This window comes from Aeromonas media, assembly GCF_020423125.1.
GTDB lineage: Bacteria > Pseudomonadota > Gammaproteobacteria > Enterobacterales > Aeromonadaceae > Aeromonas > Aeromonas media.
The window spans coordinates 4103086-4117002 of sequence record NZ_CP075564.1; the positions used below are offsets into that span (position 1 = coordinate 4103086).

Here is a 13917-nt window from a genome sequence, read left to right on the forward strand (position 1 = left end):
TGGGTCTTATTCGTAGTGGAACAGATCGCCACCGTGCATATCGATCAGTTCCAGCGCCTTGCCACCGCCACGGGCGACACAGGTGAGGGGATCTTCAGCCACGACGACCGGGATGCCGGTCTCTTCCATCAGCAGACGGTCGATGTCTTTGAGCAGGGCGCCACCACCGGTCAGCACCATGCCGCGCTCGGAGATGTCGGACGCCAGCTCGGGCGGGGACTGCTCCAGGGCGACCATGACGGCAGAGACGATGCCGGACAGCGGCTCTTGCAGCGCTTCCAGGATCTCGTTGGAGTTCAGGGTGAAGCTGCGCGGAACACCTTCGGCCAGGTTACGACCACGGACTTCGATCTCGCGCACCTCTTCGCCCGGGTAGGCAGAGCCGATCTCGTGCTTGATGCGCTCGGCGGTGGCTTCCCCGATCAGGCTGCCGTAGTTGCGGCGCACGTAGCTGATGATGGCTTCATCGAACTTGTCGCCACCGATGCGCACGGACTGGGAGTAGACCACGCCGTTCAGGGAGATGATGGCCACTTCTGTGGTACCACCACCGATGTCCACCACCATGGAACCGGTCGCTTCGGAGACCGGCAGGCCGGCACCGATGGCGGCGGCCATGGGCTCATCGATCAGGTAAACCTCGCGGGCACCGGCGCCCAACGCGGATTCCTTGATGGCACGACGCTCGACCTGGGTGGAGCCGCACGGCACGCACACCAGCACACGGGGGCTGGGGCGGAAATAGTTGTTGTCGTGAACCTGCTTGATGAAGTGCTGCAGCATCTTCTCGGTCACGTAGAAATCGGCGATCACGCCGTCTTTCATCGGACGAATGGCGGAGATGTTGCCTGGGGTACGACCCAGCATCTGCTTGGCGGCATGACCGACGGCAGCGACCGATTTGGCGTTCCCGCGCTCTTGGCGAATGGCGACAACTGAGGGTTCGTTAAGGACGATCCCTTGATCTTTTACGTAGATCAGGGTGTTGGCAGTTCCCAAATCGATCGACAGATCGTTGGAAAAGACGCCTCTGAGCTTTTTGAACATGGCTACGGGAAATCCTAAGAATTTGGAGGTGCAGAAAACCGGCTAACTTTACCAATGCCCACCCCAATGGGCAAGCGCTCAAACTGTCGCCAGTCAATCAAGCGCGACAAAAATGCGAGTCATCACTCACCCGCTCAGGCCGACAAACACTACGAAACAAGGAGATAAGACGCAGGCTCACCCCAAAGCGCCCCTCTCCCCGTCCCCATATCATTTTCAGGGCATCACTTCGCGGCGATAAATAATGCGATCGTTGCCCCTGTCACGGCCAAAGATGGCCTCTCCCGACAGATGATCCGCCGTGGCGGGGTCCGCCAGCCAGAGCGGTTGATCAGGTTGTTTCTCCAGCACGATACGGTAGGGGATGCGTACGGCCTGATTCGGTGGTGCAAAATGGAACCAGGTTTCACCGCTATTGAACCGAGTCTGGCTACCTCCTGGGGCCTGATTGCCGAACCCGAGGCGAATGCGGGCACCATCCTGCAGGACGAGATCCCCGCTCGCAGCATCATAGTGTTGATTGGCGTCGGTGAAATCCATGCCGTCCCCCGTCAGGGCGATCTGAGTGCAGACATCCTGCGAATTGGCGCGCCACAGCCCACCTTCGAAATATTGAACCTGAAGCGGCAGCGCCAGCGGTGCGCTGACCGCTCCCTGGCGGGTACTGGCCAGCAGACGGCCGTAATAGGCAATCATGGTATCGTTCGCACCCTGCGGGATGAGGAGCTGCTTCGCGGTGCAATTAACCCCGTTATCGCAGGTACCGGTCACGGCGGGGTTCATGTTTCGATCGGCAAGGAAGCTGGTCTCGAGAGTCTCGCCGTCCGCTACCCTGAGCCCTAGTCGCAGGAGCGGCAAGGGCTCTTCCGGTGCAGTCAGGCTCGGGGTCAGCTCACGCAGCCGCATGAACCGGCTCTGGCCGGTAGCCTTGCCGGTACCTTCGGACCAGCTGGCGGCCAGCGGCACCAACCGATTGGAGCGATCCACCCCGTCCTGGTTATTGGCAGCCGCCAGAATGAGCGCGCCCTTGGCAAAGGCATCCCGGTAATTTTTCGTGACCCCCCCCTCCTTGTTGCGCGCAACCACAATCGCATCCACGCCAAACGGCTGACTCATATAGCTGAAGCCACCGCAAGCCGGGGTGACAGTGCCGCTCGTCATGCTGAAGTCCCAGGGCACGAAACGCCCTACCGGCACGCTGCTGGCGGGAGGAATGTTGTAGCCAAAATAGCCCGTTGCCGGGGGTATCGCGGCAGGCGGTGTCGCCTTGATCCTGAAGACCCCGACCTCGTTGAGACTGAGGGTGGGCGTGTTGAGACTGTTGCTGGCCGCAACGTGGCTGTACTTGTTCGGGATGACCTGAGCGACGCCCCCCCCTTGGGGAACCACCAGCTCAGTGGTCAGGGCGATATCTGGCAACACGAAGTTCGGCGTGGTGCCGTTGCCGACGCAGATATTGCCATCGTTGTCGCTCTGCCAGGCCATGGCCTGGATATTCAGTGGGAAGGTGTCTCCCGTCCTCTTGAACACCGGACAACTGGCATCCCCTGCCGCACAGGCCCCCTGGGCAGGCGTGATGCAGAGCCCCACCGGGCGGCTGACGAACAGATCCGAGCCCGTCATCACCAGACCCGCGGTATCCCCGCTGCCATCGTGACGGGCGTTGAGCCGCATCTGGCCCGCATCCGGGTAATTCACGGTAAGAGTGGTCTCACCCTTGGCATCGAAGCTCAGATTACTGACGGTGGCCGCCCCTTGCGAGGTGGCGATAGCATTGCCATTGACGGTGATTCTGCTGCCGAAGGCATTGCTCGCCGGGCTGATATAGTCGCTCCAGAAACGGATCGGCTTGCTCACGCTGGCAAAGCTCGGTACGCACTGCTGGCTCACGTTGTCCTTTCGGACCGCCTTCATCTGCACTTGCTGAGGCTTGTTGGCATAGGTATCCAGCACATGCTGGGGCTTGTTGGCATCGGTATCCAGCACATCAAAAATAAAGCCACTGTCGGCAAAGTTGAGGGTACAGGCGGCGACACTCGGCACCCCGCTGCCCGCCCGGCACAGGGTCTGGTGCTGGAATACCGGTGTCGAGCTGGCCACGCCCATGGTCACGGTGCCCGCCGTGTTGTTGTGCAGCCGGGCCGTGGTCGAGCCCCCGCTGAAGGTCAGCTGGTTGCCCCCCACCCAGCCATTGCTGGCGGTGTCGGGGGTGAGGCTAAGGGCCGCGCTGACCTGCTCGGTGACGAGCCGGGAACAGCTCGCATCGGCACAGGCCTTGATGACCACAGTCTCGGGGTTGCAGGTGAGCGCCTGGCCGGAGTGGCTGAGCTCGAAGTGATCGATCTGGGACCCGCCCGTGCTCCCTCCGCAGGTGTTACCACCGAGGTCCACCTTGTCGACGGCATCCTGATCGAAGTAGTAGTCACCGTTTCCGCTGATATCGACATTGCCTCCCGTCGCCAGCGCCCCCTCGAGCGTGGCGTTGCCGGCCATGCGGACATTGCCCGTCACATAGACGACGGCATTGATCTGGTTCTGGCCAGCGATGGAGAGATCCCCCTTCACGTAGATGAAGAGATGCTCGGGCGGATTGCGGAGGTTGAGCCTGGCGTTGTTCAGATCGAGGTTGTTGAAATAGAGCCTCGCCGTCACGCCGGTGGCGATGATCTCGGCCTGGTTGCTGATGCTGCCGTCGTCGAAGTCGTGATCCCCGGGCCCAAAGCTGTTGCCACTGTGGCCGGTACAGCTGGTGCCACTCCCCTGCTTGCTGCACACCAGGTCCCCAAGGGGTGGCACCAGCACACCGGGGGGCGGTGTCATGCTGACCCCCTCCGTCGGGGGATCGGTGAAAATATCTTTGCAGGTGGAGAAGGCCGCCTCATAAATAACCTTGCTGTTTCCTTTCAGACTGACGTTCTTCGCGCTCAGCTGGCCACGCAACACCACCTGATTTTCGAAGGTGGCATCCCCTTCCGCATAGAAGGTTCCCGCCAGTTGGTCGCTGCCGGTCAGCGTCATGCTGCCGACCACATAAGCCTTGAAACCAGATCCCGTCTGCAGTTGCGAGTCATTGTGGACGGACATATTGCCCTTAACATAAAACGAGGTCGTGCCAGTACCAACTAGCTTGATGAGACTGCCCCCATTCAGATTCAGGTCCCCCTCGATGATATAGGTCTTGCCCGCCGTCAACGTCATCACGCCACTATTCTGCATGGTCAAGTTTTTTATCACATAGGTGGTGTAACTGTCCGAGAAGCTGACATTACCCGACCCATTGGAATTGACCGAGCCATCTATGGTCAGGTTGCCCAGGTCCCAGCGACTGCTGCTGGCTGGCTTGCCGTAATTCGGAGTGGTACCGAGGATGACCGTGGGGGTAGTCCAATTCGCAGCTGTATAACTGGCAGAATCCGTACTGCCTGGAAACGTGGGCCGAGTCTGCTTCAAGCTGGCAAAGCCGGTTACCTGGCATTTGCCCGAACCACAGGCTTGTGAATTCATTTCATAGTCATAACCAGCGACACGTTTGAAACAGACCTCTAGGCCATTGTAATTCTCCACTCGTGCACCTGACTGCATGTAAAGCGTGCCAGCCGCGTCATGGCTCTGGATCGGGCCAGGGAAGATGCTGTTGCAATCCAGTGCTGCCTGCACAGGCAAGCCGAACAGCAGTAAAAACAGAACGGAACAAAGACGACCTATCACGGCATCACTCCATCAAAGGCTTCCGCCACCAGGGTGCGGCTGACGGCAAAATCCGGGTTGGCGCCGCTCTGACTCGGGCTGCCACAACGCCCTTCGCTGCGGAATCTGTAACCTGTCTGGGTCCCGCCGGCCGCGCTCACGGCGATCCGCTGGCAGCTCACCTCGGCTTCGCAGTCCACCAGCCCGGGCACCGCAAACGGGGTTCGGGTCAGGGCGTCGCACTTCTGGGCCTGCCAGTGGTCGTTGGGATAGAGCCGGTAGAGGGCAATTTCCAGCCCGCTCTGTGCCGCCATCAGGGCACGCACCCCGCGCACCTCCACCGTATTCTTCTCGCCGCTGTCCACCAGGAAGCGGCCCATGGCCGCCGCCAGCAGGCCCATGATGACGATGACGAAGAGCGCGATCATGATGGCGCTGCCGCGCTGGGGCGCCGACCTGCGGGGGGGCCTAGGGAACATTGAGCGTCTCCAGCTTGTGGTTGAAGAGGACGCGCTCGCCACGCTGCTCGAACTCCATCCGCAGCCCCACCTCGCTCTGATTGAAAGCGGCGGGCTCACGATAGAAGTAATAGGGCGAAAAACGGATATGCTCGGCCATCAGGACCGGTGTGCTCCCGCGAATGTCAGTGCCGATAGCGGCGCTGGCTCGGGTCAGGGCGGCATTCATCACGCAGTAACGCACCTGTTGGCGGGCAAAATAGATACGCTGCCCCGGCGACCCCTTGGCGAAGGAGCCATCCACCGTCAGCGGTAGCGCCCCCGACACGGATGCCCCAACAGAGGTGACGCTGGCCACGCAGTTGCCATGGAGGCACCCCTGCTCCAGGGTGATATTCGGATCGGCAAGGGGGTAGACGATGGCCAGGTCCTTATTCCGCTCGGGCAGCACCTCGGGCACCACTATGGTGAGTCCGGCGCTGGCCGCGGAGCCCAGATAGCGGCTGGCGGTGACGATGGGCCAGAAGCGCAGACAGGCCCCCTGATCCAGAGGGTTGCCCGCCTCATCCTCGATGCGCACCGAGCCCGGCACCGCATCGCGCAGCTCGCGGTTGAGCCGCTCCAGGGCGAAGCGGGCATCGCTCATCAGCTGCTCCCGGCGGCTGGCATCCCCGTAAATCTGGGTGCCGATACCGATAAACTGGCTGGTAAAGGTGGCCATCACTCCGAGCAGCAGGATCACCATCACCAGTTCCACCAAGGTGAAGCCCCGTGCAATGCGCTGGCTCATCAGTAGTTACCCCGGTAGAGCGCAAACTCGACTTCGCTGCGATCAGGCAGCCGCACCGTCAACTCGATACGCTTGCCGATGGACGAGGCACCCTTGCCTGCACTGGCAAACAGGTCATCAGCCGTGACACGGATCTTCAGCTGATAGTGGCGATACTCCTCGTCGCTGGCGCTGACAGAGCTCTGGGTGAACTGGTTGGCGTCCACCCAGTTACCCGCAGTATCGAAATCATCCACGTCGTTGAAGGCGTAGGGGCGCGTCTCGCCCCCATCCGGACCGTAATCGGCGACTGGGGTGCAGGCGGGATAGATCTCGGGAGGCGTGCCGACGGTCTCGCCGCAGCGAAAACGGCCGCCATTGTGATCCGAGTGTTCATCGAAAGATTTTTGCAGCACCTCGCCGAGGATCCGCTGGGCCAGCTGGGCGGCCCGCACCTGCTGCACCGGATCCACTGACTGGGGCGCCTGGTTGACCAGCAACCCCAGAATGCCGGTAAGCGCCACCGCCAGCAGCACTATGCCGACGATAAACTCGATCAGGGTGAAGCCGCGACGGGCCTTAGGGGATCGCATGAATATACCCTTCCGGCTCGATGCGCAGCCGGGCGCTCTCCTGCCCGCTGCTCACCACCAGGTTGCAACTATTGACGCAGGTGGAGGGTGAGAGCGGACGGCCGCTGCGCTTGTCGAAAGTAAAGCTGCCTTGCGGCAGGGTGATGCCGCCGGAGGCCGTGACAACGCGCCCCCGGCTCCGCTCGTCCGCATTCCATTTATCTATGATGGACCCGGGCGCACAGCTGCCCGTCTGGGTCAGGTGAGCGAAGCGACTCTGCTCCAGCACCAGCTGGGTGCAGCGCGCCTCCCCTTCATGCATGTTCATGGTCTGCACCAGCCGCAGCCGGGTCACCAGCTCGTCACGCAGGGTATGGGTTTCAAAGCCGCCTTTGCCCAGCCACTTGGGCACGGCAAAGGCGGCCAGAATCCCGAGCAACAGGATCACGATCACCAGTTCTATCAGGGTGAAGCCATCACTTCGTGCCGTCATGACACAGCACTCCTTGGAAGGAAGATGGAGAGAGCATCTCTCTCCATCTTGATTGAGATTGACCTTACTTACAGGCAGTCACTTCAGAGGTCGGCTGGGATACCGAAGTTGCCTGGGTATAAGTGACGAAGCACTCGGTTGCAGTGGTGGAAGAAACAGCGGCCGGGAAAATCAGAACGCTGCTGGCACCGGAAGCTTTGTAACTCCAGTCACCAGAGCTCAGCTCGAGTACCTTCTCGAGATCTGCCTGGGTTGCCTTGGGGTAGCCATAGACGATGTTCACGCTGACGTTATTGCCAACATCCAGCGTTTCAGAAGGAGCCGTGTCCTTACCCGCGATAACGGCCTTGCTATAGACCATGGCACCGGCAGAATTCAGCGAGCCCTCAACCCCTTTCAGGGTGGAAGTACGCGCATCATCCTGCAGATTCAGGAACTTGGGCGCGGCGGTGACCGCCAGAATGCCCAGGATGATGATCACGATCACCAGTTCGATCAGGGTAAAACCCGCCTGCTTTTTTATTACGTTTTCCTCGGTTTATCAATTGATATGGGTGGTCACCTGGCCGGAGGCCGGGCGGTAACTGAAACTCATGTAGGCATCGGTGCTCCCTTGCGGGTCCTGATAGCGCCCATCACTTCCCTTGCTCAGGCTGTTGACCAGATAGTAACGGCAGACCGAATCCAGTCCATTGTTGCTCACCGTGGCATAGAACTTCAGGTCATTGCCGCTACCGCGCACCTCGTCAAAGTTGGCAGTAGCCTTGGGAGGATTCTGCAACAAGCCCTCCCAAATATTGAGACAGCGGACCGCCGTCAGATTGGCCGGATCCACATCGGGAGCGCCGCTCGCCGCCGTGTCCATGGGATAACCGGGGGAGAGCTCGCCATTGCTGACCTGGCTGTCGGTCGGCGTGGTCAGATAGAAACGGGAGCCGTCGTAGAGCACGGTATTGAGACTGTCCTGTTTGGCACGACCCTCGGCTTCCCACTGGGCTCGCACCAGGGAGACCCCGGTGGCGAAACCGCCGGACACCCCTTCCACGCTGGCCTTCTTCGCCTCGTCGGTCACGTCGAGAAAACGGGGCAAGGCGGTGACGGCCAGGATCCCCAGGATCACGATGACGATCACCAGCTCTATCAGGGAAAAACCGGCCATCTGACCTGGTCCCTGGCCGGGGCTCACTCTCTTTGCTGCCATGCAACCTCCGTAATGGTCCGCATTATTTCATGCAGATAGAAAAAAATCATGTGGCTGAAGCACTTGAGAGATCGCTTCACGGCTTTGCCAGCACCCGGCCGTCACTGAAACGGTAGCGCAGCCAATGCCCCTCCCAACCAAACTCGCAGCCGCCCCCATCCTGGCTGGCGAGGGCCTGCCAGGATGGCAACCCCGGATCGTCCGGACCGATCAGCATCAACCAGAGCTGGCGGCAGTTACCGGACGGGGACTGCAGCGGCAACACCGCCAGCGGCCAGCCCCGTTCATCGAACTGCCAGGCCACCCCCTCCGCATGCAGCACGGCGGGTCGCCGCTCATCGAGCCAGCGCCCGTGCAGTCGCTGGGCCCGCTCGGCAAATTGCTCCCCCAGCAGGCTCAGGCTGACCGCCAACGCCTCTGCCCTGTGGCTGCGATAGCTCAGGGCCAGGGTGGCAAGGATGACCAGCAACAGGGCACAGACGACCATCCGCCTGTAGCCCCCCAGCCAGCGCTCATCCTGCTCGGACTGTCTGCTCATGCCTCTCCCGCCCCTTGTCTACCGCAAACAGCATGCATCACTGGCTCCATTAGGAAGAGTGAAGATACCCCCTGCCATACCGGCAGCTTACTGACCGCGCACCGCTCGCATCACGCCCCCCACCAGGAGGAGTGAAGATACCGCCTACTGACCCCGCACCGCCCTCATCATGTCCCACATGGGCGTAAAGATACCGAGCGCCAGCACCAGCACCATGACGGCCACTATGCCGATGAGGATCGGTTCGATGCGGGCGGTGAGGCTCTTGAGGTCATAGTCCACCTCCCGCTCGTAGTATTCGGCCGCCTCGTGCAGCAGCTCGTCCACCTGGCCCGTCTCTTCCCCCACCGCGATCATCTGCATCACCAATGGGGTGAACAGGCCGCTGGCGCCGGCGGTGCGCAGCAGGCTCTCGCCTCGCTCGATACCGCCCCGCATGTCGCGGATCTGCCCCGCCATCCAGGCGTTGTCCACCGCATCGGCCACCAGGGTCAGCGCCGTGTTCAGCGGCACCCCGGCCTTGAGCATCATGGAGAAGCTGCGGGCGAAGCGGGCCAGCAGGGAGCGCTCTATGATGGAGCCGACGATGGGCAGCCTGAGCTGCCATCGGTGCCAGGTCAGCTTGCCCCGGGCCGTGGCGACCCAGCGCCGCCAGCCGACGATCGTTCCCACCAAGATCGCGAGCAGCAGCCACCAGTAGTGGACGAAGAAGTGGGAGGTGGCGAGCAGGATCCGGGTCGCGAGCGGCAGCTCCACCCCGAACTTGGCGAACATGCCGGCAAACACCGGGATCACCATGATGTTGAGGATCACCATGGCGATGCCGATGGCTATCATCACGAAGCTGGGGTAGCGCATGGCAGTCTTGATCCGCTTGCGGGTCTCCAGCTCCAGATCGAAATAGTTGGCGAGCTGCAGGAAGGCCTCCTCCAGCTGGCCGGTGTTCTCGCCGACGTGGATGATGGCCACGAACAGGCTGCTGAACACCTTGGGGTGAGCCTGCATCGAGCTCGACAGCAGCCGCCCGTTGCCGAGATCCTCCCCCAGAGCGTGGAGCGCCCGCTTGAGGGGCTTGCTGTGGGCGCTCTCCTCCAGCCCGGCGATGGCCCGCAGTATGGGGATGCCCGCCCGGGTCAGGGCATACATCTGGCGGCTGAACACCACCAGCTCCTCCAGCTTGACGCCCCCCTCCAGCAGCAGCGACCAGTCGATGGCGGCGGATCTGGCCTTGCCCGCCTTCAGCTCGGTAGGCATCACGCCACGGCGCATCAGTTGCTCGGCGGCGGCCAGCTCGCTGGCGGCCTCCACCACGCCGTTGACGGCATTGCCCTGGCTGTCGCGGCCTTTGTACGCAAATGATCCCATGACTTAGCCCAGATCCTCGGCCAGCCGCAGCACCTCGTCCACCGAGGTGATCCCCTCCCGGGCATAGTCGAGGGCGGTCAGGGCCAGCGGCCGGTAGTGCTCGTGCTCGCGCGCAGCCCGGGCAAAGCCCTCGGCATCGTTGCGACGCAGGGCATCCATCATGGATTGATCCAGCTCCAGCAACTCGTAGACCCCGATCCGGCCCGCATAGCCGGTGAAGTTGCAGCTCTGGCAGCCGCGCCCCTTGCGATAGACGTGCTGACCCGGCACCTCGCCGGAGAGCGCGCCAAGCCAGGTGGCCTGCCCCTCATCCGGTGCCGTCTCACAGGCGCAGTGTTCGCACACTCGCCGCACCAACCGCTGGGCCACCACGGCCCGCAGGGCGCTCGCCACCAGATAGCCGGGAGCCCCCATGTCGATGAGGCGCAGGGCACTGGTGACGGCGTCGTTGGTGTGCAAGGTGGTCAGCACCAGATGGCCGGTGATGGCGCCGCGCAGGCCAATCTCCACCGTCTCGTTGTCTCGCATCTCCCCCACCAGCAGGATGTCAGGATCCTGGCGCAGGGTGGAACGCAGCACCTGGGAGAAGGTGAGGCCGATCTTGTGATTGACCTGCACCTGGTTGACGCGAGGCAGCCGGTACTCCACCGGATCTTCCACCGTGATGATCTTGTGGCTGGCCTGGTTGAGTTCGGAGAGGGCGCCATAGAGCGTGGTGGTCTTGCCGCTGCCGGTGGGCCCCGTCACCAGTATCATGCCGTGCGGGCGCTTGAGCTGGCGGCGGAAGCGGGTCAGGATGGCGGGCGGCATGCCGGTCTCGGCCAGCGACAGTATGCCGGTGGATTGATCCAGCAGCCGCATCACCACAGATTCCCCGTATTGCACCGGCATGGTGGACATCCGCACATCCACGTCACGACCGCGTACCTTCATGGCGAAGCGGCCATCCTGGGGCAGCCGCTTCTCCGAGATGTCGAGCCCGGCCACCAGCTTCAGACGCAGCACCAGCGCCTGGGCAATGCGCACCTCGCTCAGGATGTTCTCGTGCAGCACGCCGTCGATGCGCTGGCGGATGCGCAGCACCTTCTCGTCCGGCTCGATATGAATGTCCGAGGCTCCCACCTGCACCGCGTCTTCGAACAGGGAGCGCAGCAGCTTGGCCACCGTCGCCTCCCCCTCATCTGCCCCGGCGTTGAGGCTGCTGGCACCCAGCTCGAAGCCGGTCTCCTGATGCTCCTCGTGCAGCTGCACCGCGAAGTTCTCTATCTCCCGGGTGCGGCGATAGAGGCGGTCGAAATACTCCAGCAACTGGCCTTCCCGGGCCACCGCCAGCACCAGCTCCCGCGGACTCAGCAGGGCGGCGATGGCATCGAGGGCGCTCAAGTCGGCGGGATCCGACATCACCACGGTGACCTTGTCGTCGCTGAGGTTGACCGCCAGCGCCCGGTAGCGGCGCGCCTGCACCTCGGGCAACAGGGTCACGGCCGAGGCGTCTATGGTGAGGTTGTTGAGATCGAAGAAGGGCACGTCCAGCTGACGGGCGAGGAAGGTCAGCAGTTGCACCTCGCTGATGAAGCCGAGATCGATGAGGGTGGTGCCCAGCTTGCGGCCGGTGTGGCGCTGCTGCTGCAGGGCGAGCTGCAACTGATCATCCGAGATGATCCGCTCCTGTACCAGCAGGTCGCCGAGGCGCATTTTCAGTCTGGGTTGTGCCATGCAAACTCCAAAAAAGTGATCCCGGCTGCCCGTCAGGGGGCAAGCTGTGCAATTCGCTGTTCCAGCCAGCGGGTCGAGGCCTCGCCCAGGTTCCCGTGCAACTGGGCGTTGCGATAGGCATCCAGCGCACGCTGGCGATGGCCCTGGCCATCCTCGGCCACGCCGAGCCCCAGCCACCAGCGCCCCTGATCCGGCTGCTGGCGCAGCAGCTTGACGTAGAGCTCCGACGCCCGGGCAGGCTGACCCAGCTCCTGGGCAAGCCCGGCCCAGGTGGCGTAGTAATCCAGATTGGCGGCCAGATCCGGTTGATAGCCGGTCAGCCAGTCCAGCGCCTTCTGGCGATCACCGCCACCGATGGCCACCCGGGCCAGCAGCAGACGCAGGTCGGCCTGCTCGGGATCCAGTCTCAACCCCTCTTCCAGCACCTGGCCGGCCTCCGCCAGCCGTCCCGCCCCATAGAGCAGGCCAGCCAGCTGTTCCCGCGCCCCCTGATTGTGCGGGTCATGGACCAGCACCTCGTAGTAGTTGTCCTGCGCTTCCTGCATCTGACCCTTGGCTATGGCGGTGGTCGCCTTGCGCTCGGCCAGGGCCGCCAGCTCGGGCTCGGAGAGCTCCACCGTCTCTATCTTCAAGATTCCGGGCTTGCGCGGGGCTGTCGGCACTGGCGCCTCTTCGGCATCCTGCTCGGCCGCCAGCTCGGCATAGAGATCCGGCTGCAACTCTTCGTCGCTCGGGATGACGTCATCCTCTGGCGGCGTCTCGGCCAGGGTCTGCGGCGCCAGGTCAGCGGTGTCGCTTGCCCTCGCCGCTATGGAGCCATCCACCCCAACCGCCCCGGAAGCGGCAGCCACCTGGGGCGCGGGGGCAACGGCAACCACCTCGGCGGCAGAGGAGGCAGGCAGCGTCTGCTCACCGCTCGCCGGGACGAGCCGGGTAGTCAGCTGAACGGTCGGCTGCGCCGTGCGCTGGCTCTGCTGCCAGTAGATCCAGGTACGCCAGCCGAGGATGGCCAGCGCCAGGGTGCACAACAGGGTCAGCACCAGCATCCACCACCCCTGCTGACGCACCGGCGCCACATAGACGGCGGCGCCCTCGGATCCTGGCTGACGCTGCTCCAGATCTTTGAGCATCTGATTGATCACGCTCATGACCAGACTCCATAGGTCAGGGCAGCACCCAGCAGCAGCAACAGGGGCCACCAGCGTACCAAGGCGCCACGGCGGGCGTCGTCGGTATCGCGAATGGCGAGTCGCACCAGGGCGCTGTCTATCCGGCGCACCCCGCGGCCATAGGCCAGCATCAGGCACTTCTGGGCCAGCACGTTGATGAGCCGGGGAATGCCGCAGGACGCCCGCCACAACAGGCGCAGGGCCGCCAAACAGCGCCGCCCCGCGATAACCCGAGACGTGCAGCCTGTGCTCCAGATAAGCCCGGGTCTCGTCGCACCGCAGCGGCCGCAGGCAGTAGGAGAAGCCGATGCGCTGGCGCAACTGGCGCAAGTGGGGCCTCGCCAGCCGGACATCCAGCTCGGGCTGGCCGAACAGCACGATTTGCAACAGCTTGCTGGACTCCGTCTCCAGGTTGCCAAACAGCCGGATGGCCTCCAGGGTCTCGTCCGGCAGGGCCTGCGCCTCGTCGATCAGCACCACCACCCGGCTCCCCTGCTGGTGCAGGGTGATGAGGTGACGATGGATGCGGTCCGTGAGATCCAGCTCGCTCTCTCCCTGCACCGCCAGCCCCAGCTCCAGGGCCAGGGCGGTACGCAGCTCCCCCGGGGTGAGGTGGGGATTGGGCAGCCAGGCCAGGCGCACCGGACACGCCTCGGAGCCGAGCTCGCTCAGCAGCTTGCGGCAGAGCAGTGTCTTGCCGGTGCCCACCTCGCCGGTCACCTTGATGAAGCCCTCCCCCTGCGCCAGCGCCCAGTTCAGCACCTGCATGGCCTCCTCGTGGGGAGGCAGGCCGTAGTAGAAGCCGGTGTTCGGGGTCAGACCGAAGGGAGCCTCCTGCAAACCGAAGTGACTCAGGTACATGCGCCCTTCCTGTGCCCATCACGGCCAGTGCCGACCAGGCC

General features: G+C 63.2%; 12 protein-coding genes and 1 pseudogene. All 13 read right to left on the reverse strand.

Features of this window, described 5'->3' with window-relative positions; all coding sequences use genetic code 11:
- Positions 1-6: 6 nt before the first annotated feature.
- The gene (locus KI797_RS18995) at positions 7-1047 is read right to left on the reverse strand and encodes a rod shape-determining protein (RefSeq protein WP_005308111.1); all 1041 of its coding nucleotides are present in this window, start codon (positions 1045-1047) and stop codon (positions 7-9) included.
- Positions 1048-1263: 216 nt separating this feature from the next.
- Positions 1264-4629, reverse strand: a complete 3366-nt coding sequence (locus tag KI797_RS19000; protein WP_455550426.1) for a DUF6701 domain-containing protein — start codon at positions 4627-4629, stop codon at positions 1264-1266.
- A gap of 122 nt (positions 4630-4751) precedes the next feature.
- Positions 4752-5213 (reverse strand): MSHA biogenesis protein MshP, encoded by a 462-nt coding sequence (locus KI797_RS19005; protein ID WP_226170633.1) that lies wholly within the window; start codon positions 5211-5213, stop codon positions 4752-4754.
- The gene (locus tag KI797_RS19010) at positions 5203-5982 is read right to left on the reverse strand and encodes a PilW family protein (protein ID WP_226170636.1); all 780 of its coding nucleotides are present in this window, start codon (positions 5980-5982) and stop codon (positions 5203-5205) included. Before KI797_RS19010 ends, KI797_RS19005 begins: the two co-directional genes overlap by 11 nt.
- Positions 5982-6554 carry a prepilin-type N-terminal cleavage/methylation domain-containing protein gene (locus KI797_RS19015; RefSeq protein WP_226170639.1) on the reverse strand — a complete coding sequence of 191 codons (573 nt, stop codon included), beginning with the start codon at positions 6552-6554 and terminating at the stop codon, positions 5982-5984. Before KI797_RS19015 ends, KI797_RS19010 begins: the two co-directional genes overlap by 1 nt.
- Positions 6541-7026, reverse strand: coding sequence for a pilus assembly FimT family protein (locus tag KI797_RS19020; protein WP_226170641.1), 486 nt, complete (start codon positions 7024-7026; stop codon positions 6541-6543). Before KI797_RS19020 ends, KI797_RS19015 begins: the two co-directional genes overlap by 14 nt.
- A gap of 64 nt (positions 7027-7090) precedes the next feature.
- Positions 7091-7549 (reverse strand): prepilin-type N-terminal cleavage/methylation domain-containing protein, encoded by a 459-nt coding sequence (locus KI797_RS19025; RefSeq protein ID WP_226173180.1) that lies wholly within the window; start codon positions 7547-7549, stop codon positions 7091-7093.
- Between the two features lie 18 nt (positions 7550-7567).
- Complete coding sequence (locus KI797_RS19030) at positions 7568-8227, reverse strand: prepilin-type N-terminal cleavage/methylation domain-containing protein (protein ID WP_226170643.1); 660 nt, start codon at positions 8225-8227, stop codon at positions 7568-7570.
- Positions 8228-8303: 76 nt separating this feature from the next.
- The gene (locus tag KI797_RS19035) at positions 8304-8765 is read right to left on the reverse strand and encodes a hypothetical protein (RefSeq protein WP_161507629.1); all 462 of its coding nucleotides are present in this window, start codon (positions 8763-8765) and stop codon (positions 8304-8306) included.
- A 144-nt stretch (positions 8766-8909) separates the two neighbouring features.
- Positions 8910-10130: a type II secretion system F family protein gene (locus KI797_RS19040; RefSeq protein WP_226170645.1), complete on the reverse strand. Its 1221-nt coding sequence runs from the start codon at positions 10128-10130 to the stop codon at positions 8910-8912.
- Between the two features lie 3 nt (positions 10131-10133).
- Complete coding sequence (gene mshE, locus KI797_RS19045; RefSeq protein ID WP_226170647.1) at positions 10134-11846, reverse strand: MSHA fimbrial ATPase MshE; 1713 nt, start codon at positions 11844-11846, stop codon at positions 10134-10136.
- Between the two features lie 32 nt (positions 11847-11878).
- Positions 11879-12994: a tetratricopeptide repeat protein gene (locus tag KI797_RS19050; protein WP_226170650.1), complete on the reverse strand. Its 1116-nt coding sequence runs from the start codon at positions 12992-12994 to the stop codon at positions 11879-11881.
- Positions 12991-13876: pseudogene (locus tag KI797_RS19055) on the reverse strand (ExeA family protein). Before KI797_RS19055 ends, KI797_RS19050 begins: the two are co-directional and overlap by 4 nt.
- Between the last annotated feature and the right edge of the window lie 41 nt (positions 13877-13917).

Coding starts and splice junctions, on each gene's coding strand:
- KI797_RS18995 (WP_005308111.1), bottom strand. CDS start 1,047: ATGTTCAAAAAGCTCAGAGGCGTCTTTTCCAACGATCTGTCGATCGAT.
- KI797_RS19000 (WP_455550426.1), bottom strand. CDS start 4,629: ATGCAGTCAGGTGCACGAGTGGAGAATTACAATGGCCTAGAGGTCTGT.
- KI797_RS19005 (WP_226170633.1), bottom strand. CDS start 5,213: ATGTTCCCTAGGCCCCCCCGCAGGTCGGCGCCCCAGCGCGGCAGCGCC.
- KI797_RS19010 (WP_226170636.1), bottom strand. CDS start 5,982: ATGAGCCAGCGCATTGCACGGGGCTTCACCTTGGTGGAACTGGTGATG.
- KI797_RS19015 (WP_226170639.1), bottom strand. CDS start 6,554: ATGCGATCCCCTAAGGCCCGTCGCGGCTTCACCCTGATCGAGTTTATC.
- KI797_RS19020 (WP_226170641.1), bottom strand. CDS start 7,026: ATGACGGCACGAAGTGATGGCTTCACCCTGATAGAACTGGTGATCGTG.
- KI797_RS19030 (WP_226170643.1), bottom strand. CDS start 8,227: ATGGCAGCAAAGAGAGTGAGCCCCGGCCAGGGACCAGGTCAGATGGCC.
- KI797_RS19035 (WP_161507629.1), bottom strand. CDS start 8,765: ATGAGCAGACAGTCCGAGCAGGATGAGCGCTGGCTGGGGGGCTACAGG.
- KI797_RS19040 (WP_226170645.1), bottom strand. CDS start 10,130: ATGGGATCATTTGCGTACAAAGGCCGCGACAGCCAGGGCAATGCCGTC.
- mshE (WP_226170647.1), bottom strand. CDS start 11,846: ATGGCACAACCCAGACTGAAAATGCGCCTCGGCGACCTGCTGGTACAG.
- KI797_RS19050 (WP_226170650.1), bottom strand. CDS start 12,994: ATGAGCGTGATCAATCAGATGCTCAAAGATCTGGAGCAGCGTCAGCCA.